Raw genomic sequence first — 18,673 nt, 5'->3', positions numbered from 1 at the left:
TCCGGCCGCCGGAACCCCCGCTCCACGCCGCCTTGGATGTGAGGAGGGGACCCCTCCTATACACGAGGCGTTAGTAGGGGGCCCTTCCTTACACCGCCCCGAGCACGGCGCTTCCAAGGCGGTCACGCTCGGCGTCCGAGGGCCACGAGCCGACGAGATAGAAGACGTCCACCACGTCCCCGCCGAGGGTGGCGATCCGGGCCGCCCGGACCTGCGCACCGGCCGCGTCCAGCGCGGTGGTCACCCGATAGAGCAGGGCCGCCGCGTCGGCGGCACGCAACTCCAGCAGCACGGCGTCGGTGGCCGCGTCCCGGTGCCAGACCACCCGGGGCTCGGCCCCGGTGCCCCGTCCGGCCCGCCCGCGCAGGCGCTGCGTCACCGACACGTCGCCGCCGACCGCCCGGCGCAGGTCCGCGGTGAGCGCGACCGGATCCGGCGCCAACCCGTAGCGCGGCTGCACCCGGCACTCCACCAGGGCCCGGCCGTCCACCGTCGACGCGTCGGCGGCGAGCACCTCCAGCCGGTGCAGCGCCAGGCAACCGGCCACCGTCGCGAGCAGGCCCCGCCGGTCCGCCGCGGCCACCGCCACCCGGTCCCCGGTCAGGTGTACGACCGGCAGCGGCCCCGCCACCAGCGCCGGATCGGGTGCCGGTGGCTGCGGCACGGTGCCGGTGTCGAGCGTGGTGCGGACCCGGGCCACCAACTCGGCGACCAGCCGCCCCTTCCAGTCCGACCAGGCACCCGGTCCGGTGGCGGCGGCGTCCGCGCGGACCAGTGCGTAGAGCAGGTCGAGGGTGGCCACGTCACCGACCGCCTCGGCCACCCGGGAGATGGTGACCGGGTCGGCGAGGTCCCGCCGGGTGGCCACCTCGGGCAGCACGAGGTGCAGCCGGACCAGCGTGCCGATCAGCGCCGCCTCCGCCTCGGGCAGACCGATCCGGGTGGCCATCGCCTCGGCGATCGGCGCACCCACGGTCGAGTGATCTGCGACGGTGCCGGCAGGCTCGTGCCTGCCGGGCCGCCCGGCGGCACCGTCGCCTGGCAGGCCCTTGCCGATGTCGTGCAGGAACGCGCCGAGCAGCAGCAGGTCCGGTCGATCCACGTCGCGGGTGTGCCGGCTGGCCTCGTACGCGGTCTGCACCAGGTGCCGGTCCAGGGTGAACCGGTGCACCGGGTTGTGCTGGGGCAGGCTGCGCAGCCGGGTCCACTCCGGCAGCCAGCCGTCGATCAGGCCGTACCGGTCGCAGGTCTCCCAGGCCGGCAGCAGGCCCGCGCCCGCACCCAGCAGCGTGGTCAGCGCGGCCCGCGCCTCGACCGGCCAGGGCGTCGGCAACGGCGGGCAGTACGCGGCCAACCACTCACAGGTGGCCCGGGCGATCGGCAGCCCGGTGACCGCCGCGGCGGCGGCCACCCGCAGCGAGAGACTGGCGTCGGGGCGGGCGCCGATGGCGGTGCGGGCCAGCACCAGTTCCCCGTCGTGCTCGACCACGTCCCGGGCGACCGGACGGCGTACCGGGCGACCGTCGGCACCCCGACGGCGGCCGGAACGCAGCCGGTCGGCGGCGCGGAACGCGTCGTCGAGAGCGTGGCTGACGGTGCGCGCGTCGCCGGCCACCCGGCGGAGCAGGGCGTCACCGTCGCCCTCCTCGGCCTGCGCGCGTCGGTCCGAGACCGGAGCGGCGTCGGTGGCGTCGGCCAGAGTCGGGCGCGCCTCGCTCTCGGCCGGCCCCTGCCGGAGTCCGAGCAGCGCGGCCACCCCGGCGCGTTCCTGGGCGAGCAGCCGGTCGACCCGTCGACCGAGCTGGTGGTGCAGGGCGTCGCGGGTGTCCAGCAGACGCAGGTGCGCAGCGTGGACGGCGGGCCGTAGCGCGTCGGTGATGCCGGCGAGCGCGATGGCCTTGAGGATACCGACGTCCCGCAGGCCGCCGGCCGCCTCCTTGAGGTCGCCTTCGAGCAGGAACGCCAGCTCGCCGTGGGCCTGCCAGCGGGTCGCCGCGCTCTCCCGTAACGGAGCCAGTTGGCGTACGGCGGTGCGCCGCCAGTGGTCGACGGCGCTGGCGATCAGCGTGTCGGCGAGTTCCGGGTCACCGGCGACCAGGCGGGCGTCGAGCAGGCCCAGGGCCACCTTCACGTCGTCCTGGGCGACCGACAGCGCCTCGGCCACGGTGCGTACCGAGTGGTCGAGCCGCAGGCCGGCGTCCCAGATCGGATACCAGAGCGAGGCGGCCAGTTCGTCGACGCCGGGCACCCCGGCGTGCACCAGCACCAGGTCGAGGTCGCCGTGCGGGGCGCACTGCCGTCGGCCCAGCCCGCCGACCGCGAGCAGCGCGACGCCCGGCCGGTCCGGCAACAGCCGGGCCAGCCAGGCGTCGTACGCGTCGGCCCGGGCCCGGCGCGCGGCGGCGCCGATCCCGGCCGGTACGCCGACGACCCCGTCGACCGGAGGTGTCGTCCCGCCGTCACTCTCCACGGCCGCCCTCCCGGTCAACGAGGTCATCGACGGTGTCCTACAGGGCGTCCAGGCCGCGCTCACCGGTGCGGACCCGGACGACCTCCTCGACTCCGGTCACCCAGACCTTGCCGTCACCGATCTTGCCCGTCCGGGCGGCGCCGACCACCGCGTCGACGATCTTGTCGACGTCGATCTCGTCGGTCAGCACCTCGACCCGGATCTTGGGCAGGAACTCGACCGTGTACTCGGCACCCCGGTAGACCTCGGTGTGGCCCTTCTGCCGTCCGTAGCCCTGGACCTCGCTCACGGTCAACCCGGCCACGCCCAGCGTGTGCAGGGCTTCCTTGACGGCGTCCAACTGGTGCGGCTTGATGACCGCGGTCACCAGCTTCATGTCCAACCCCTCCATTCCGAGAACGTTAGCCGGCGACCTTTTCGCTTACCGCTTCGGTGGGCTCACTCTTCGGCTTGGCCGACGGAGCGATGCCCGCGGCGGCGAAAGCCCCGCCGCCACCGCCACCACTGGTGGAGCTGAACTCGTACGCGCTCTCCGCGTGCTCGGCGTTGTCGATGCCCTCGACCTCGGCCTCCGGGCTGAGCCGGAAGCCGATGGTCTTCTCGATCGCGAAGCCGATGATGTACGCGACCACGAACGAGTACGCCAGCACCGCGACCACACCGATCGCCTGCAGGCCGAGCAGCTTGATGCCGCCGCCGTAGAGCAGACCGTCGTTGCCCTCGCCGGCCAGCACCTCAATGGCCAGGAAGCCGATGAGCAGCGAGCCGATGATGCCGCCGACCATGTGCACGGCCACCACGTCGAGCGAGTCGTCGTACTTGAGCTTGTACTTCAGGCCGACGGCGAGCGCGCAGACCGCACCGGCGATGAGGCCGAGGGCGATCGCGCCCAGCGGCTCCAGGAACGCGCAGGCGGGGGTGATGCCGACCAGGCCGGCGATCGCACCGGAGGCCGCGCCGAGCGTGGTCGGCTTGCCGTCGCGCAGCCACTCCACCACGATCCAGCCGAGCACCGCCGCAGCGGTGGCGACCTGCGTGTTGATCAGCGAGACGGCTGCGGCGCCGTCGGCGGCACCCGCCGAGCCGGCGTTGAAGCCGAACCAACCGAACCAGAGCAGCGCCGCACCGAGCAGCACCATCGGCAGGTTGTGCGGCTTGAACTTGTCCTTGGGCCAGCCGACCCGTCGGCCGAGCACGAGCGCCAGGGCCAGGGCCGCGGCACCGGCGTTGATGTGCACCGCGGTGCCACCGGCGAAGTCGAGCACGCCCAGCTCGCCGATCCAGCCGCCGCCCCACACCCAGTGCGCGACCGGGAAGTAGACCAGGGTGGCCCACAGGCCGGCGAAGAGCAGCCACGGGCCGAACTTGGCCCGGTCGGCGATCGCGCCGCTGATCAGGGCGACGGTGATCACCGCGAACATCAACTGGAAACCGGCGAACAGGAGGTCGGGAATACCGCCCTCGGTGCCGCTCTCCAACATGCCGCGAAGGCCGACGTAGGAGAGATCTCCGGTGATCCCGCCAATGTCGTCGCCGAATGCGATGCTGTAGCCGTAGAACACCCACAACAGGCTGACCAGGCCGATCGCCCCGAAGCTCATCATCATCATGTTGAGCACGGACTTGGATCGCGTCATGCCGCCGTAGAACAGCGCCAGGCCGGGCGTCATGAGCAACACCAGGGCGGCAGAAGTCAAAATCCAGGCGGTGGCACCAGAATCTAGCTCCGGCACGCTGCCTCCTCTCGGGTTGTATTCCCTCCCTCCCGGCATCGCGCAGCATCGCCCGTACGCCGGTTGCGCGGAAGCCTGATTGTCGGCTGTTTCACCCAGGGTCCCCGAGTGGTTTCCGAACCGTGACGGCTTGTTTCGTACGTGTGAAGAACGTCGGACGCCTCGGTGACACGGCGGGGGGTGGGTCAGCCGTCCGGCGTACCCCGTTCCCCCGATGGATCAGCGCAGGGCGTACTCGAGGGCGTGCCGTTCGTAGTCGAGCAGCCGCAGGTCCCGCATCGGCCGACGCAGGTGGCCCTTGTGCACGATCCGCACGAAGGCCGGTTCCCCGGCGGCGGCCATCCGGCGGATGCCCTCCACGTGGTCCACGATCCGCTTGCGGATGGTCCGGATCAGCCGGTGCCGGTCACGCGGGATCAACCCGTACGCGTCGGCGAACAGCCGCAGTCGGCGCGGGCGGTCCGGGTGCTTCCAGCCGAGCGTGATCGAGTCCCGGTCGGAGAAGATCGGCACCCAGGTCCAGGCCGCGTACGCCACGTCGTAGATCCGCGCGCCGGGCGAGGCGAGGTCGAAGTCGATCAGTCCGAGGGTGCCGTCCGGTCGCCAGATCACGTTGTGCGGGGCGGCGTCGTGGTGACAGATGACCTCGGTGTCCGGCGGGGGCGGGCCGAACGAGCGCCACACCGCCTGCGGGGGCGGGGCGAAGCCGTACTGCGCGTCGTGGAACATCCGCAGCATGGTGGCGACGGTGACCAGTGCCTCGTCGGTGACCCAGTGCGGGGCCAGCGGGTACTCCCCGCACTCCCCCTCCAGGTATGACAGGACCTCGCGGTTGCGCTCGTCCATGCCGAGGGCGCGGGGTGCGCCGGTGAACCCGACGTACTCCAGGTGACGCAGCAGGGCGTGCACGGCCGGTGTCCACGGCCCGGCGTTGCGCCGGACGGTGTCGCCCACACGCACCACGGTGCTCACGTTCCCGCCGTGCAGCGGGATCTCCTGCGAAGTCACGTACGGTCTCCCGAGGCGCTGCGACGGGTGGCTCGGGTCGCGCCAGCCCGCGTACGCGCGATCGTCTCTGGTCACCCGAGGTTACGCGGTCGGACCGGAGGACTCGGCACCCAGCAACGCGTCGACGAACTGCGCCGGGTCGAACGGCGCGAGGTCGTCCGGTCCCTCGCCGAGCCCGACCAGCTTGACCGGGATGCCGAGCTTGCGCTGTACCGCGATCACGATGCCGCCCTTGGCGGTGCCGTCGAGCTTGGTCAGCACGACGCCGGTGACGTTGACCACCTCGGTGAAGACGCGAGCCTGCTCCAGGCCGTTCTGGCCGGTGGTGGCGTCGAGCACCAGCAGTGTCTCGTCGATCGGCCCGTGCTTCTCCACCACCCGCTTGACCTTGCCCAGCTCGTCCATCAGGCCGATCTTGTTCTGGAGCCGACCGGCGGTGTCCACCAGCACGGTGTCCACGCCGGTGTCGATGCCGCGCTTGACGGCGTCGAAGGCGACGCTGGCCGGGTCGGCCCCCTCCGGGCCGCGTACGGTCTCCGCACCGACCCGACCGGCCCAGGTCTCCAGTTGGTCGGCGGCGGCGGCCCGGAACGTGTCGGCCGCGCCGAGCAGCACGGTACGCCCGTCGGCGATCAGCACCCGGGCGATCTTGCCGCAGGTGGTGGTCTTGCCCGCGCCGTTGACGCCGACCACGAGCAGCACCGCCGGCACGCCGTCGGCGGGTGTGGTGTGCAGGGACCGGTCCAGCGCCGGGTCGAGCGCGTTGACCAGCTCGGTGGCGAGCAGGGTCCGCAGCTCGGCGACCGACCGGGTGCCCAGCACCCGGGTCCGCTCCCGCAGCCGGTCGACGATCTCCCGGGTGGCGTCGACGCCCACGTCGGCGGTGATCAGGCTGTCCTCGATCTCCTCCCAGACGTCCTCGTCCAGCCGGTCACGGCTGAGCAGGCCGAGCAGGCCCTTGCCGAAGACGTTCTGCGAGCGCGACAGCCGGGAACGCAGCCGGACCAGCCGCCCGGCGGTCGGCTCGGGCACCTCGACGGTCGGCGGCGCCTCGATGACCGGCGGCTCCACCAGGACACCGGTGGACAGATCGGACTCCGGGGCCTCGACCGGCGGTCCGGCCAGGTCCTCCTCGGCCCGGGTGTCGACCTCCGTACGCGGCAGCGGCGGCTCCGGCCGCCGGCGCAGCCGCGGCACGACCAGCCCGACTCCGGCGAGGATCAGCACGCCGAGCAGGGCGAGTGCGACGAGGAGGTAATCCATCATGCCGAAATCCTGTCAGATGCTCGCGACGGCGTCTCATCCACCGCTCCCCCCGGTCGTCCACCCCAGGAGCGGTAGGCTCGCCCCGCCAGCAATGCCACGGCCGCCGGCGGGGTAATAAGAAGAGGTTTCCCCCCTCACCTCGGAGGTTCGCCATGCCCACCGCCCGACTGCTCATCGGTCCGCTTCTCCGGCGGGTCGTCGGCACCCGGGCCACCGTGTGGGTCGAGACCACGGCCCCCGCGACGGTCACCGTCCGCACGGCGGGCGGCGCCGCCGGGACGGCCGCCACCTTTTCCGCGTACGAGCACCACTACGCGTTGGTGGTCGTGGAGGGCCTCACCCCGGACAGCGCCACCACCTACGAGGTGCTGATCGACGACGAGGTGGCCTGGCCGGCGCCGGAGAGCCGCTTCCCGCCCAGCGTGATCCGCACCCGCGCGGAGGACGACCGGGACCAGCCGGTGCGGCTGCTCTTCGGGTCCTGCCGGGAGACCACCCAGCACGCCACCACCCGTAAGCTCCCGCCGGACGCGCTGGACGCCTACACCCGGCGGATCCTGGACGACCCCGACCCGGCGGCCCTGCCCGACCTGGTGGTGCTCCTCGGCGACCAGGTCTATGCCGACGAGACCTCGCCCACCATCAAGCGGCTGCTGCGGCGTCGGCGGCGGCGTCCCAAGGACGCTCCCAGCGACCAGGTGGTCAGCTTCGACGAGTACACCAAGCTCTATCTGGAGTCGTGGAGCGACCCGGAGATCCGCTGGCTCTTCTCCACCGTGCCGAGCGTGATGATCTTCGACGACCACGAGGTCATCGACGACTGGAACACCTCGGCGTCCTGGCGGGCGGACATGCGCGAGCAGCCCTGGTGGGCCGAGCGGATCGCCAGCGGACTGGCGTCGTACTGGGTCTATCAGCACCTGGGCAACCTGTCCCCGGACGAGATCGACGCCGACCCGGTCTTCGCCAAGGTCCGCGCGTCCGAGGACGCCACCGAGGTGCTGCGCGAGTTCGGCGCGCGGGTCGACACCGAGGCCGACCTGTCACACGACACCGACCGGTGGAGCGCCGTGCAGTACCAGTGGAGCTACGCGCTCGACCTGGGCCGGACCCGGCTGGTGATGTTGGACAGCCGGTGCAGCCGGGTGCTGGTGCCCGGCCGCCGGACGATGCTGCCGGCCGCCGAGTGGGCCTGGTTCGTCGACCGGGCGCACGGCAGCTACGACCACCTGGTCGTCGGCACCTCGCTGCCCTGGCTGCTGCCGCCCGGCATCCACCACGTCGAGGCGTGGAACGAGAAGCTGGCCGACTCGAACCGCCCGTGGGTCGCCGGGCTGGCCGAGAAGTTGCGCCGCGCGCTCGACCTGGAGCACTGGGGCGCGTTCCGGCGCTCCTTCGAGGGCCTCGCCGAGCTGTTCGCCCGCCTCGGCACCGGCACACCGGGCGGGCCCGACGAGCGCAAGGGCGCCGGGCCGGCGTACCCGCCTCCGGCGTCGATCAGCGTGCTCTCCGGCGACGTGCACCACTCGTACGTGGCCCGGGTCCGCTTCGCCGACCCGGACGTCCACACGCCCGTCCACCAGTTGACCTGCTCGCCGATCCACAACCAGGTGCCGGCCGGGATGCGACCGGTGATGCGGCTGGGTTGGGCGCGCGGTCCGGCCGGGGCGGCCCGCGCGATGGCCCGTACGGCCGGGGTACGCCGCTCCTTCATCAAGTGGCGCAAGCTGGCCGGGCCGTACTTCGGCAACGCGGTGTCGACGCTGACCAACGCCGGCCGTGGGTCGGAAGTGGTGATCGAGGGCACCACCAGCGACGGCACCCTGCGCGAGGTGGCCCGGCAGCGGCTCACCTCGTGAAAGGAAGGGCCCCCTGTTAACGCCTGCGGTAGAGCAAGGGCCCCTTCTTAACAGGTCACGACGCGGCACACACGCGACGGCGACGGCGTCACCGGCGAGTGACCGCCGGCCCGGCTCAGGCGGCCAACGCCGCCCGCAGGTAGCGCAGGTCCTCCGGGCCGCTCCAGCGGTGCGCCGACAGTCCCGCCACCCGGGCGCCGCTGATCGCCCGGTCCTCGTCGTCGACGAAGAGCACCCGGCCCGGCGCGGTCTCCAGGGCCTCGCAGGCGGCCTGGAAGTACTCGCGGGCCGGCTTGTGCACCCCGACCACCGAGGAGTTGACCACCACGTCCAGCTCGCCGACGAGCCCCAACGTCGCCAGGTCCTCGTCGAGCAGGTCGGTGGCGTTGGTGGCGAGCCCGACGCGGATGCCCCGGCCCCGCATCTCGCGGACGAAGTCGAGCACCGCCGGCTCGACCTCGCCCCGGTAGCGCTGCCACTGCTCGACGGCGGCCCGGGCCCGCTGCGGGCCACCGGCCGAGTCGGCCAGCGCGTCGGCCACGCTCGACACCCACTCGGCGTGGCTGACCCGGCCGGTCAGCACCGGTTGCAGCAGCTCCCACTGCTCGGCGATCTCGCCGAGCACCCCCTCGGTGAGGCCGTACTCCCGCTCCACCCCGGCGGCCACCGCCGGATCGAAGCGCCGCAGTACGCCGTCGAAGTCCAGCAGGAGCGCCGTCGCGCGTTCCCGAGCCACTACCCGTTCTCCTCGCCGCGGCCGTGCCGCTCGTCGTCGGTGTCGGCCCGGTTGAGCCGCTGACTGATCACCTGGGTGACCCCGCCACGCATGGTCACGCCGTACAACGCGTCGGCGATCTCCATGGTCCGTTTCTGGTGGGTGATGACGATGAGCTGGCTCTTCTCCCGCAACTGGGCCATCAGCGTGATCAGCCGACCCAGGTTGACGTCGTCCAGCGCCGCCTCGACCTCGTCCATGATGTAGAACGGGCTGGGCCGGGCGCGGAAGATCGCCACCAGCATCGCCACCGCGGTCAGCGACCGCTCGCCGCCGGAGAGCAGCGAGAGCCGCTTGATCTTCTTACCGGGCGGGCGGGCCTCGACCTCCACGCCGGTGGTCAGCATGTCGTCCGGCTCGGTGAGGATCAGCCGGCCCTCGCCACCGGGGAACAGCACCTCGAAGACCTGCTCGAACTCCCGCGCGGTGTCGGCGAAGGCGCTGGCGAAGACCTCCAGGATGCGGTCGTCCACGTCCTTGACCACGGTGAGCAGGTCACGCCGGGTCGCCTTGAGGTCCTCCAGTTGCTCGGAGAGGAACTTGAACCGCTCCTCCAGCGCGGCGAACTCCTCCAGCGCAAGCGGGTTGACCTTGCCGAGCAGGGTCAGTTCCCGTTCCGCCTTGGCGGCGCGCTTCTCCTGCACCGGTCGCTCGTACCGCACCGGCTCGGGCACTGGCAGGCCGTCCCGTTCGGCGGCGGCCACCTCGGCCTCGGTCGGCGGCACCGGCTGCCCCGGGCCGTACTCGGCGACCAGCGTCTCCACGGTCAGGCCGAAGTCCTCGGCCGCCTTGGCCTCCAACTGTTCGATGCGCAGCCGCTGCTCGGCCCGCGCCACCTCGTCCCGGTGCACCTGGCTGGTCAACCGGTCCAGTTCACCGCCGAGGCGTTTCGCGGCGGCCCGCACCTCCTGGAGTTCCGCCTCGCGGGTGGCCCGTTCCCGCGCCACCACGTCGCGGTGCTCCTCGGCCCGGGCGATGCTGGTGGTCAGCCGGTTCAGTGCCGCCCGGGCGCCGCCGGCCACCGCCCGGACGATGCCCGCGCCCCGGGTACGCGCGGCCCGCCGCGCCGCCGCCCGCTCGCGCGCGGACCGTTCGGCGGCGGCCTGCCGGCGCAGCGAGTCGGCCCGCCCGGCGATGGAGGCCACCCGCTCCTCGGCGGTACGCACCGCGAGCCGGACCTCCATCTCGTTCTGCCGGGCCTGCGGCACCATCGCGGCGAGCTGGTCGCGTTCCTCAGTGGAGGGTTCGGCGTCGATCGGAGTCGCCTCGGCCAGCCGCAGCCGCTCCTCCAGCTCGGCCAGGGCGGTCAGGTCCCGTTCCCGGGCCGCCTCGGCACGCGACCGGGAGTCGCCGAGCCGGTCGGTCTCCGCCTTCGCCGACCGGGCGGCGGCGCCCAGTTCGGCCAGGCGGCGGGCGGCGGCGTTGCGGTGGCTCTCCGCCTCCCGCTTGGCGGCGGCGGCGTGCTGCACCACCTCCTTGGCGGCGGCCACCTCGGCCCGCGCCTGCACGAGTTGGTCGCGCAGGTCGGCACTGCTCCGTTCGGCGGTGAGCCGGTTGGCCCGGGCCTCCTCGACCGCCGCCTGCACCTCGATGTAGCTGGGTGCCTTCGCCGAGCCACCGGCCGCCGCGTACGCCCCGACGACGTCGCCCTCCCGGGTGACCGCGCGCAGTTCGGGGTTGACGGTGACCACCTCGGCCGCGGCGGCCAGATCGTCGACCAGCACCACGTCGCGCAGCGCCCGGTGCACCGCCGGACGGATCTGGGCGTCGCAGTCCACCAGGTCGGGGGCCCAGTGCGCGCGGTCGGGCAGCTTGGGACGCAGCGCGTCGGCCGAACCGGACATCCCCGGCCCGGCCGGGCTGCCGACGAGCAGGCCGGCCCGCCCGGCGTCGGAGATCTTCAGCAGGCGCATCGCCTCGACGGCCTCGTCCACCCCGCTGACCGCGACCGCGTCGGCGAGCCCGCCGAGCGCGGCGGCCAGCGCGGCCTCGTGGCCGGGGGCGACCGTGAGCAGGCCGGCGAGACCGCCCAGCAGGCCGGGCACCTGGTCGGCGCGGGCCAGCAGCGCGCCGGCACCGTCCTTGCGACGCAGGCCCAGGGCGAGCGCCTCCTCCCGCGCCTTCCAGGTGGCGGCGTCCTTCTCCGCCGCCCGCTCGGCGTCGGCGAGCGACCGGACGGTGGCCTGTGCCTTCTCCTGGGCGCCGACCGCCTCGGCGTGCCGGGTGTCCAGGTCGGCGTTGTCGCGGTCCGCCTCGGTGGACTGCTCGGCGACCGCGTCCAGGTCGGCCTGGGCCCGCTCGGCACGGGCCAGCGCGTCGGTGTGCGCGGCGGCGAGTCGTTCGATCTCCTCACCGGCGCTGGTGGTCCGGGCACGGGCGGAGTTCACCTGCCCGGTGAGCCGGGCCAGCCCCTCCCGCCGGTCGGCGATCGCCTTCGCCGCGGCGACCAGTTCCCGCTCCGCCGCGGCGAGCTGGCGTTCCAGCTCCTGGCGGTGCTCGACCGCCTCGGCGAGCCGGATCTGGTCGTCGGTGAGCGCCGCGCGCAGCTCCTCCTCCTGCTCGCGGACCCGCTCGGCCTCGGCCTCCAACTGCTCCGGGTCCCGGCCGGGACGCTCGTCGTCGGGGGTCGCGCTGAGGTGCCGCAGCCGTTCCAGCGCGAGTTGCTCGATCGAGCGGAACCGTTCCTGGAGGGCGGAGAGCTTGTACCAGGTGTCCTGCGCGGCGGCCAGCAGCGGCGCGTCGGAGGCCAACGCCTCCTCCAACTCGCCGAGGCGGAACTGCACCTCGGCGTGCTCGGCCTCCACCTGCTCGCGTCGCTGGCGCAGCGCCGTCTCGTCGGCGATCTCCTTGTCCAACGTGGTGCGCAGGGTGGCCAGGTCGTCGGCGAGCAGCCGCAGCCGCGCGTCCCGCAGGTTGGCCTGGATCACGGCGGCCCGCCGGGCCACCTCGGCCTGCCGGCCGAGCGGCTTGAGCTGGCGGCGCAGCTCGGCGGTGAGGTCGGTGAGCCGGTTCAGGTTGGTCTGCATCGCGTCGAGCTTGCGCAGCGCCTTTTCCTTGCGCTTGCGGTGCTTGAGGACGCCGGCCGCCTCCTCGATGAACGCCCGCCGGTCCTCCGGCTTGGCGTGCAGCATGCCGTCGAGCCGGCCCTGACCCACGATGATGTGCATCTCCCGGCCGATACCGGAGTCGGAGAGCAGCTCCTGGATGTCGAGCAGCCGGCAGGAGTCGCCGTTGATCTCGTACTCGCTCTCGCCGGAGCGGAACATCCGGCGGGTGATGGAGACCTCGGTGTACTCGATCGGCAGGGCGCCGTCGGTGTTGTCGATGGTCAGCGTCACCTCGGCCCGGCCGAGCGGGGCCCGACCGGCGGTGCCGGCGAAGATGACGTCCTCCATCTTGCCGCCCCGCAGGGCCTTCGCGCCCTGTTCACCGAGCACCCAGGCGATGGCGTCGACGACGTTGGACTTGCCGGAGCCGTTGGGGCCCACCACGCAGGTGATCCCCGGCTCCAGCTTGAGCGTCGTCGCGGAGGCGAAGGATTTGAAGCCCTTCACCGTCAGGCTCTTGAGATGCACGTCCCGATCCTCGTCCGGTGGCCGCCGTACCGTCGCCCGGCTGCGCGGACCCTGGTAAACCCGCAGAGTAACCCGGCAGCGGGTGGCCCACCCGACGCGACCCGCCTCTGCCGGCGTCCGGAGCCGGGCAGAGATGCGCGCCGGCACACATCGTGTCGGCGCGCTGCTGTGCGGTCGTGCTATTCGGTTGTGGCGACCAGGTGGGTCAGGTCAGTGCCGGCTCGGCCAGACGGAGCAGATCGTCCGTCTCCGCCGCGGCCGCCGCGAGCCGATCGTTCTCGGCACGCAGACGGGTGACCTCGAACTCCAGTGACTGAACCCTGGAACGCAGTCGGGTGACCTCGTCGAGCAGGCGCCGGTCGGGCGCCGCACCTACGTGGCCATAGAGGGCCTTCGCCATTTTGACTCCTTGATATGCGCTGCCGGAGAGGCCGGCCAACGCGCGCCCTGGTGTACGCGACTACCACTCCCACGGATTCTGGGCATGGCCGGGCGCGACTGGCGACACATACATATTGAGCCGGGAGCCCCTGATTCGTCAAGTTCTCGCAGGCCGTAGATCATCTCGACGTCGGCCCGACCGGTCACCGGCGGCTGCCACGAGGCGCGGACACGCTCTGTCCGGACGCCTCGACTCTACGCGCCGGTTCGGTGGATTACCTCACCCGGATGTACAGGGTCCTCTTAACTCTTCCTTAGCCGGATTGCTGCCCCCAGGGGCGACACGTAGCGTCACCTCGGCCCGTACCCGACCCGTGGAGGCGACAGGCGTGCACGGCTGGAACAACCCGCGCGACCCGGAGGGCGATCCTCGTCGACCGGAATCCCCGACCGAGGAACCGGCCTGGCTGACCGACCGTCCCGCACCGAGGTCGGCCTACCTCTTCGGTGACGAACCGGGGAGTTCGGCCGACCGGTGGTACGACGACCAGCCGACCGAGCAGTGGCAAGCGGACGGCGCGCACTCCGCCCGGTCGGAGGAGACCGACCGGCGGTCCGGTCAGCACCACCACGCCGTCGAGCCGGAGACCGGGTACTACGAGCCGACCGACCGTGGCTGGACGCCGGACGGACCCGGCGGGCGGGACATCCCCGGGTGGCCCGCACCGGCCGACCCCGACCGGCCCGCTCGGCACGCGGCACCCGAGGCCGACCACCACGGCGCCGACTGGGACACCCGGCGGTTCGACGCTCCGGCCGGGCCCGCGTCGGGCTTCCCGGCCGCCTCGGCCCAGGACCGCTACGACGGGTACGCCCCGACCGCCGGCCACGGCCGGTACGACGCCACCGGCGACCAGGGTCGGTACGGGGCGACGGCCGACCAGGGCCGCTACGACGTGACCGTCGAGGGCCGGTACGGCCCGGTCGGCGACCGGTACGACTCGGCCGTCGAGGGCGGGTACGGGGCGGCTGCCGGTCCGTACGGTGGCACCGGCGACCACGGCCGGTACGGCCTGCCGGCGGACCAGGGGGGCACCGCCGACCAGCCGGACGAGCCGGCCGGCCCCGGCGATCGCGGAGAGCGACGCACCTGGCGGCGGCCGCTGGTGCTGGGCGGTGCCGCCGCAGCGGCCACCCTCGTGGTGAGCATCGGCGTGGCGGCCCTCGCGCTGCCCGGCGACGACAAGACGACCGACCGCACCGCCGCCGACATCCCCGCCGCCACCGCGCCGGCCCTGGCGGACGAGACGCCGGACCCGGCGCTCGACCCGACCGACTCCCCGAGTCCCAGCCCGAGCCCGAGCGTCTCGCCGAGCAGCGCGTCACCGTCGCCGTCGCCGAGCCGGGCCAGCAGCAGTCCCACCCCGGCGGCGGCCCGCACCACCGCGCCCTCGCGGCAGAACGCCGACCGTCAGGGCAGCCCCAACCGCGCCAGTACGCCCAGCGCCACCCCCTCCTCGGGTGCCACCTCGCAGGCGGCAGAGGTCGTCCGGCTGGTCAACGTCGAGCGGGACAAGGAGGGCTGCGGCGCGCTCAGCATCGACGACAAGCTGACGACCGCCGCCCAGCGGCACAGCCAGGACCAGGCCGACACGCAGAACATGTCGCACACCGGCAGCGACGGCAGCAGTCCCGGGGACCGGATCGACCGGGTCGGCTACACCTGGCGCACCTTCGGCGAGAACGTGGCGTGGAACCAGCGCACCCCGGCTGCGGTGATGGACGCCTGGATGAACAGCGCGGATCACCGGGCGAACATCCTCAACTGCGCGTTCACCGAGATCGGCGTCGGGGTGGCCAGCAGCAACGGGCCGTACTGGACGCAGGTCTTCGCCGCCCCGCGCTGAGGCCGCGACGCCGGTCCCGGCCGGACTGCGAGTCCTGATCGGGTCTGTCCTCGTTTGACCGGGTGAGGTACGCGTCGGCGTACCTCACCCGGGCGGTCTGACGCCGCCCCGCGACGTGCGGAGACGGCGATGCGGATCGGGGTGGGCCGGACGCGGTGGGTACGCCGGGTGCTACCGGCCGGCCTGGCGCTGGCGGTCCTCGCCGCCACCGTCGCCTGCCGGCCCCCACGCCCGCCGCCCGGCGCGCCCACGAGCTGGCCGGCGGCCTCGGCGCGCCACTGGCAGTGGCAGTGGCAACTGCACGGCGAGCTGGACCCGGCGGTCCCGGCGAACGTGTTCGTGCTCGACCCGGTCCGCACCACCGCCGCGCAGACCGCCACGCTCCGCGCCCGCGACACCCGACTGGTCTGTCAGGTGCACGTCGGGTCGGTGCACCCCGACGATCCGGACGCCAGCCGGTACCCGGCCGAGGTACGCGGTGCCACGTCCACCGGCACCGACCGCACCTGGCTGGACGTACGCCGGTGGGACGTGCTGCGTCCGGTGCTGGCCGACCGGTTCCGGCTGTGCCGTGGCAAGGGCTTCGGCGCGGTGCTGCTGGCCGACGCCGACGGGTACGCCCAGCGCTCCGGGTTCCCGTTGGACTTCGACCACCAGCTCCGGTTCAACCGTCAGGTGGCGGCGCTGGCCCGCACCCTCGACCTCTCCCCCGGCCTGCTCGATGCTCTGCCGCAGGTCGCCGCGCTCGCGCCCGACCTCGACTTCGCGGTCGACGAGGAGTGCGTACGGCTGGCGCAGTGCGAGAAGCTGCTGCCCTTGGTCGACGCCGGCAAGCCGGTCTTCCACGTCGAGTACACCGGCGACCCGGCGGACTTCTGCGTCACCAGCGTCGGCTACGGCTTCGCCTCCATCCGCAAGAACCGCGCCCTGGACGCCTGGCGGCTGCCCTGCCCGGCACCGTGAACCGGGGCCCGCGCACCGACCGGGCCGCGCCGACTCGTGATCAGCCGCGCAGCGAGCCCCGGGGACGCGGCTGGCAGCGGGGGCAGCTGTACGAGGAGCGGTTCATGAACGCCTCCCGCCGGATCGGCGCACCACAGCGGTGACAGGGCTGCCCCTGGCGGCCGTACGCGTTCAACGACCGGTCGAAGTAGCCGCTCTCGCCGTTGACGTTGACGTAGAGCGCGTCGAAGCTGGTGCCACCCGCGGTGATCGCCTCGGCGAGTACGTCCCGGACGTGGCCGAGCAGTCGCCGGGCGGCCGGACCGGTCAGCGCGTCGGTGGGCCGGACCCCGTGCAGGCCCGCGCGCCACAGTGCCTCGTCGGCATAGATGTTGCCCACGCCGGAGATCAGCGTCTGGTCCAACAACGCGCGCTTGACCTCGGTGCGCCGTCGCCGCAGCGCGGCCACGAACTCGTCGTCGGAGAACTCCGGGTCCATCGGGTCCCGGGCGATGTGCGCGATCTCGACCGGCAGCCCGGCACCGCCCTCGCTCACCGACAGCCCGCCGAACGTCCGCTGGTCGACGAAGCGCAGCTCCGGTCCGTCGTCGGTGAACCGGAACCGCACCCGCAGGTGCGTCTCGTCGGGAGTGCCCGCCGGTTGCAGCAACAACTGCCCGGACATCCCGAGATGCCCGATCACGGCGTCGCCGCTGTCCAGCGGGAGCCACAGGTACTTGCCCCGCCGCCGCACGTCGAGCACGGTCCGACCGGCCAGCACGTCGGCGAAGTGGACGCCGCCCGGCTGGTGCCGCCGTACCGCCCGGGGATGGCGTACCTCGACCACGTCGATCCGGCGGCCGGTGACCCAGCGGGCCAGGCCCTGCCGGACCGTCTCCACCTCGGGCAGCTCAGGCACGGTGCGCCTGGACCTCGCCGACGGTCTCGGCCCGCCCGTCGACGGTCACCGCGTCCTGCTCGGCGCCCGGGTCGGTGATCTCCTCGGCCGGGCTCGACTCCGCCTCGGCGTCCGCGGTCAACATCCGCCAGGCGGACTCGGCCGCCCGCTGCTCGGCTTCCTTCTTGCTGCGCCCGTCGGCGCCGCCGTACCGGTTCCCGGCCACCACCACCCAGGCGGTGAAGGTCTTGAGATGGTCCGGGCCGGTGCCCTCGATCCGGTATTCCGGGACCCCGAGCCCGAGCGCGGCGGTCAACTCCTGGAGGCTGGTCTTCCAGTCCAGCGCGGCACCGCGTCCGGCCGACTCGGCCATCAGCGGGTCGAACAGCCGGTGGATCACGATCGCGGCGGTGTCCAGCCCGTACTGGAGGTAGATCGCACCGAGCAGCGCCTCCAGGGTGTCGGCGAGGATGCTCGCCTTGTCCCGCCCGCCGGTGGTCTCCTCACCCTTGCCCAGCAGCAGGTACGGGCCGAGGCCGTCCGGGCCCAGGCCACGGGCCACCTCGGCGAGGGCGCGCATGTTCACCACGCTGGCCCGCAACTTGGCCAACTGCCCCTCGGGCAGGTCCGGGTGGTTGTGGAAGAGCGCGGTGGTGATCACCACGCCGAGCACCGAGTCGCCGAGGAACTCCAGCCGCTCGTTGGTGGGCAGACCGCCGTTCTCGTATGCGTACGAGCGGTGGGTGAGTGCGCGCTCCAGCAGGTCCGGGTCCAGCGTCACGCCGAAGGCGGCTTCCAGATGGCCGACGGAGGGCCTCCGCCGCTTGTCGTTGCTCATGATGTGCGTACCTCGGTGTCGGTGGTGCGGTCGGTGCGGTGGCCGGCGAGCAGCGCGGCGACCCGGTCGGTGGCGTCGCGTCGCCAGAGGTGGGCGGCCAGGGCGATGCCGGAGGAGATGTCGTCGGGACGGGCGGCGCCGTGACAGACGACCACCGTCCCACCCACGCCGAGCAGGGCGGCCGCCCGGGGCGCACCCCCGCCGGGCGGCGGTCCACCGGCCATCGCGTACGCGCCCTCGATGGCTTTGAGCAGCACGTTACCGGTGAACCCGTCGGTGACCACCACATCGGCACGCGTGCCGACGCAGACGTCGTACCCCTCCACCATGCCCACGTAGCGGGCGTCGGCGGGCAGGGTCACGGTGCTGAGCACGGGATCGGTGAGCCGACGGGCCCGGTCGCCCTTGCCGGCCTCGGTGCCCACCGAGAGCAGGCCCACCCGGGGTGCGACGACACCGTGGGCGGCAGCGGCGTACGCGGCCCCGAGCACGGCGTGCCGGGCCAGCGTGGCGGGGTTGGGTTCCAGCGAGCCGCCGACGTCGAGCAGCACCACCGGTCCGGAGACGGCGGGCAGGACGGCGGCGAGCGCCGGACGTCGCACCTCGGGCCAGCGACCCAGGCCGAGGGCGGCGGCGGCGACGGTCGCGCCGGTGGAGCCGGCGGAGACCAGCGCGTCGGCCTGGCCCGCGTGCACGGCCGCGACGGCCGTCCGGACGGTGGAGTCGGTGCGTGCCGTGACGACCTCGTCGGCCATGTCGACGGCGGTCCGTGCGGGCCGGACGGTGACCCGGGCGCGTTCGGCCGGGTCGAGGGCATGGACCAGCGCGCCGGCCACCTCGGTCGGGCCGACGAGCAGCAGATGCAGGTGAGGGTCGGCGCGCACCGCCCGCAGAGCGCCGTCCACCACGACGGCGGGAGCGTCGTCCCCGCCGAGGAGGTCAACGGCGATCCGTGCGGTGCCCGGCTCCATCGCGACGCCGGCCGGTGAGAGCCGGCCGGCGTCGGCGGGAGTGCCGGGCG

At 73.3% G+C, this 18,673-nt stretch carries 14 protein-coding genes; 3 read left to right on the top strand and 11 right to left on the bottom strand.

The features are described from left to right. Nucleotides 1–88 precede the first annotated feature (88 nt). The 5 genes from ACWDVW_RS12320 to ftsY all read right to left on the bottom strand — a co-directional run bounded on the left by ACWDVW_RS12320 (nt 89) and on the right by ftsY (nt 6,477). Nucleotides 89–2,497 carry a [protein-PII] uridylyltransferase gene (locus tag ACWDVW_RS12320; RefSeq protein ID WP_449947338.1) on the bottom strand — a complete coding sequence of 803 codons (2,409 nt, stop codon included), beginning with the start codon at nt 2,495–2,497 and terminating at the stop codon, nt 89–91. Nucleotides 2,498–2,507: 10 nt separating this feature from the next. Next, nucleotides 2,508–2,846 (bottom strand): P-II family nitrogen regulator, encoded by a 339-nt coding sequence (locus ACWDVW_RS12315; RefSeq protein ID WP_176092961.1) that lies wholly within the window; start codon nt 2,844–2,846, stop codon nt 2,508–2,510. A 25-nt stretch (nt 2,847–2,871) separates the two neighbouring features. Then, the gene (locus ACWDVW_RS12310) at nt 2,872–4,242 is read right to left on the bottom strand and encodes an ammonium transporter (protein WP_449947335.1); all 1,371 of its coding nucleotides are present in this window, start codon (nt 4,240–4,242) and stop codon (nt 2,872–2,874) included. 180 nt (nt 4,243–4,422) lie between these two features. Further along, nucleotides 4,423–5,286 (bottom strand): aminoglycoside phosphotransferase family protein, encoded by an 864-nt coding sequence (locus tag ACWDVW_RS12305; RefSeq protein WP_176092960.1) that lies wholly within the window; start codon nt 5,284–5,286, stop codon nt 4,423–4,425. Between the two features lie 6 nt (nt 5,287–5,292). Continuing rightward, nucleotides 5,293–6,477: a signal recognition particle-docking protein FtsY gene (gene ftsY, locus ACWDVW_RS12300; RefSeq protein ID WP_396752371.1), complete on the bottom strand. Its 1,185-nt coding sequence runs from the start codon at nt 6,475–6,477 to the stop codon at nt 5,293–5,295. Nucleotides 6,478–6,629: 152 nt separating this feature from the next. Here ftsY and ACWDVW_RS12295 point away from each other — a divergent pair, with 152 nt between their 5' ends. Then, nucleotides 6,630–8,336, top strand: coding sequence for an alkaline phosphatase D family protein (locus ACWDVW_RS12295; RefSeq protein ID WP_449947331.1), 1,707 nt, complete (start codon nt 6,630–6,632; stop codon nt 8,334–8,336). Between the two features lie 115 nt (nt 8,337–8,451). On the opposite strand, the gene ACWDVW_RS12290 is transcribed toward ACWDVW_RS12295, so the two are convergent. The 3 genes from ACWDVW_RS12290 to ACWDVW_RS12280 all read right to left on the bottom strand — a co-directional run bounded on the left by ACWDVW_RS12290 (nt 8,452) and on the right by ACWDVW_RS12280 (nt 13,086). Continuing rightward, nucleotides 8,452–9,072 (bottom strand): HAD family hydrolase, encoded by a 621-nt coding sequence (locus tag ACWDVW_RS12290; RefSeq protein WP_449947328.1) that lies wholly within the window; start codon nt 9,070–9,072, stop codon nt 8,452–8,454. After that, a complete protein-coding gene (gene smc / locus ACWDVW_RS12285; protein ID WP_449947326.1) occupies nt 9,072–12,686 on the bottom strand; it encodes a chromosome segregation protein SMC in 3,615 nt (1,204 codons plus the stop codon). Before smc ends, ACWDVW_RS12290 begins: the two co-directional genes overlap by 1 nt. A 205-nt stretch (nt 12,687–12,891) precedes the next feature. After that, a complete protein-coding gene (locus ACWDVW_RS12280) occupies nt 12,892–13,086 on the bottom strand; it encodes a hypothetical protein (RefSeq protein WP_117226739.1) in 195 nt (64 codons plus the stop codon). 355 nt (nt 13,087–13,441) lie between these two features. Between ACWDVW_RS12280 and ACWDVW_RS12275 the strand changes: the two genes are divergently transcribed. Both ACWDVW_RS12275 and ACWDVW_RS12270 read left to right on the top strand, forming a co-directional pair. Next, nucleotides 13,442–14,974: a CAP domain-containing protein gene (locus tag ACWDVW_RS12275; protein WP_449947322.1), complete on the top strand. Its 1,533-nt coding sequence runs from the start codon at nt 13,442–13,444 to the stop codon at nt 14,972–14,974. 129 nt (nt 14,975–15,103) lie between these two features. Next, nucleotides 15,104–15,937 carry an endo alpha-1,4 polygalactosaminidase gene (locus ACWDVW_RS12270; RefSeq protein WP_449947319.1) on the top strand — a complete coding sequence of 278 codons (834 nt, stop codon included), beginning with the start codon at nt 15,104–15,106 and terminating at the stop codon, nt 15,935–15,937. Nucleotides 15,938–15,977: 40 nt separating this feature from the next. Here ACWDVW_RS12270 and mutM read toward each other — a convergent pair whose 3' ends face one another. The 3 genes from mutM to ACWDVW_RS12255 are packed head-to-tail and all read right to left on the bottom strand — an operon-like array spanning nt 15,978 to nt 18,623. Next, nucleotides 15,978–16,835 carry a bifunctional DNA-formamidopyrimidine glycosylase/DNA-(apurinic or apyrimidinic site) lyase gene (gene mutM, locus ACWDVW_RS12265; RefSeq protein ID WP_449947316.1) on the bottom strand — a complete coding sequence of 286 codons (858 nt, stop codon included), beginning with the start codon at nt 16,833–16,835 and terminating at the stop codon, nt 15,978–15,980. Next, on the bottom strand, nt 16,828–17,652 hold the full coding sequence (rnc, locus tag ACWDVW_RS12260) for a ribonuclease III (RefSeq protein ID WP_449947313.1): 825 nt from the start codon (nt 17,650–17,652) through the stop codon (nt 16,828–16,830). Before rnc ends, mutM begins: the two co-directional genes overlap by 8 nt. Further along, the gene (locus ACWDVW_RS12255; RefSeq protein ID WP_449947446.1) at nt 17,649–18,623 is read right to left on the bottom strand and encodes a phosphate acyltransferase PlsX; all 975 of its coding nucleotides are present in this window, start codon (nt 18,621–18,623) and stop codon (nt 17,649–17,651) included. The genes rnc and ACWDVW_RS12255 overlap by 4 nt, the downstream gene beginning before the upstream one ends. Between the last annotated feature and the right edge of the window lie 50 nt (nt 18,624–18,673).

This window comes from Micromonospora sp. NPDC003241 (assembly GCF_053589795.1).
This window is presented reverse-complemented; position numbering and strand designations above follow the sequence as displayed.

What these genes read in the sequence shown, in the direction of transcription:
- ACWDVW_RS12320 (WP_449947338.1), bottom strand. Translation starts at nt 2,497, where the DNA reads ATGACCTCGTTGACCGGGAGGGCGGCCGTGGAGAGTGACGGCGGGACG.
- ACWDVW_RS12315 (WP_176092961.1), bottom strand. Translation starts at nt 2,846, where the DNA reads ATGAAGCTGGTGACCGCGGTCATCAAGCCGCACCAGTTGGACGCCGTC.
- ACWDVW_RS12310 (WP_449947335.1), bottom strand. Translation starts at nt 4,242, where the DNA reads ATGCCGGGAGGGAGGGAATACAACCCGAGAGGAGGCAGCGTGCCGGAG.
- ftsY (WP_396752371.1), bottom strand. Translation starts at nt 6,477, where the DNA reads ATGATGGATTACCTCCTCGTCGCACTCGCCCTGCTCGGCGTGCTGATC.
- ACWDVW_RS12295 (WP_449947331.1), top strand. Translation starts at nt 6,630, where the DNA reads ATGCCCACCGCCCGACTGCTCATCGGTCCGCTTCTCCGGCGGGTCGTC.
- ACWDVW_RS12280 (WP_117226739.1), bottom strand. Translation starts at nt 13,086, where the DNA reads ATGGCGAAGGCCCTCTATGGCCACGTAGGTGCGGCGCCCGACCGGCGC.
- ACWDVW_RS12270 (WP_449947319.1), top strand. Translation starts at nt 15,104, where the DNA reads ATGCGGATCGGGGTGGGCCGGACGCGGTGGGTACGCCGGGTGCTACCG.
- rnc (WP_449947313.1), bottom strand. Translation starts at nt 17,652, where the DNA reads ATGAGCAACGACAAGCGGCGGAGGCCCTCCGTCGGCCATCTGGAAGCC.
- ACWDVW_RS12255 (WP_449947446.1), bottom strand. Translation starts at nt 18,623, where the DNA reads ATGGAGCCGGGCACCGCACGGATCGCCGTTGACCTCCTCGGCGGGGAC.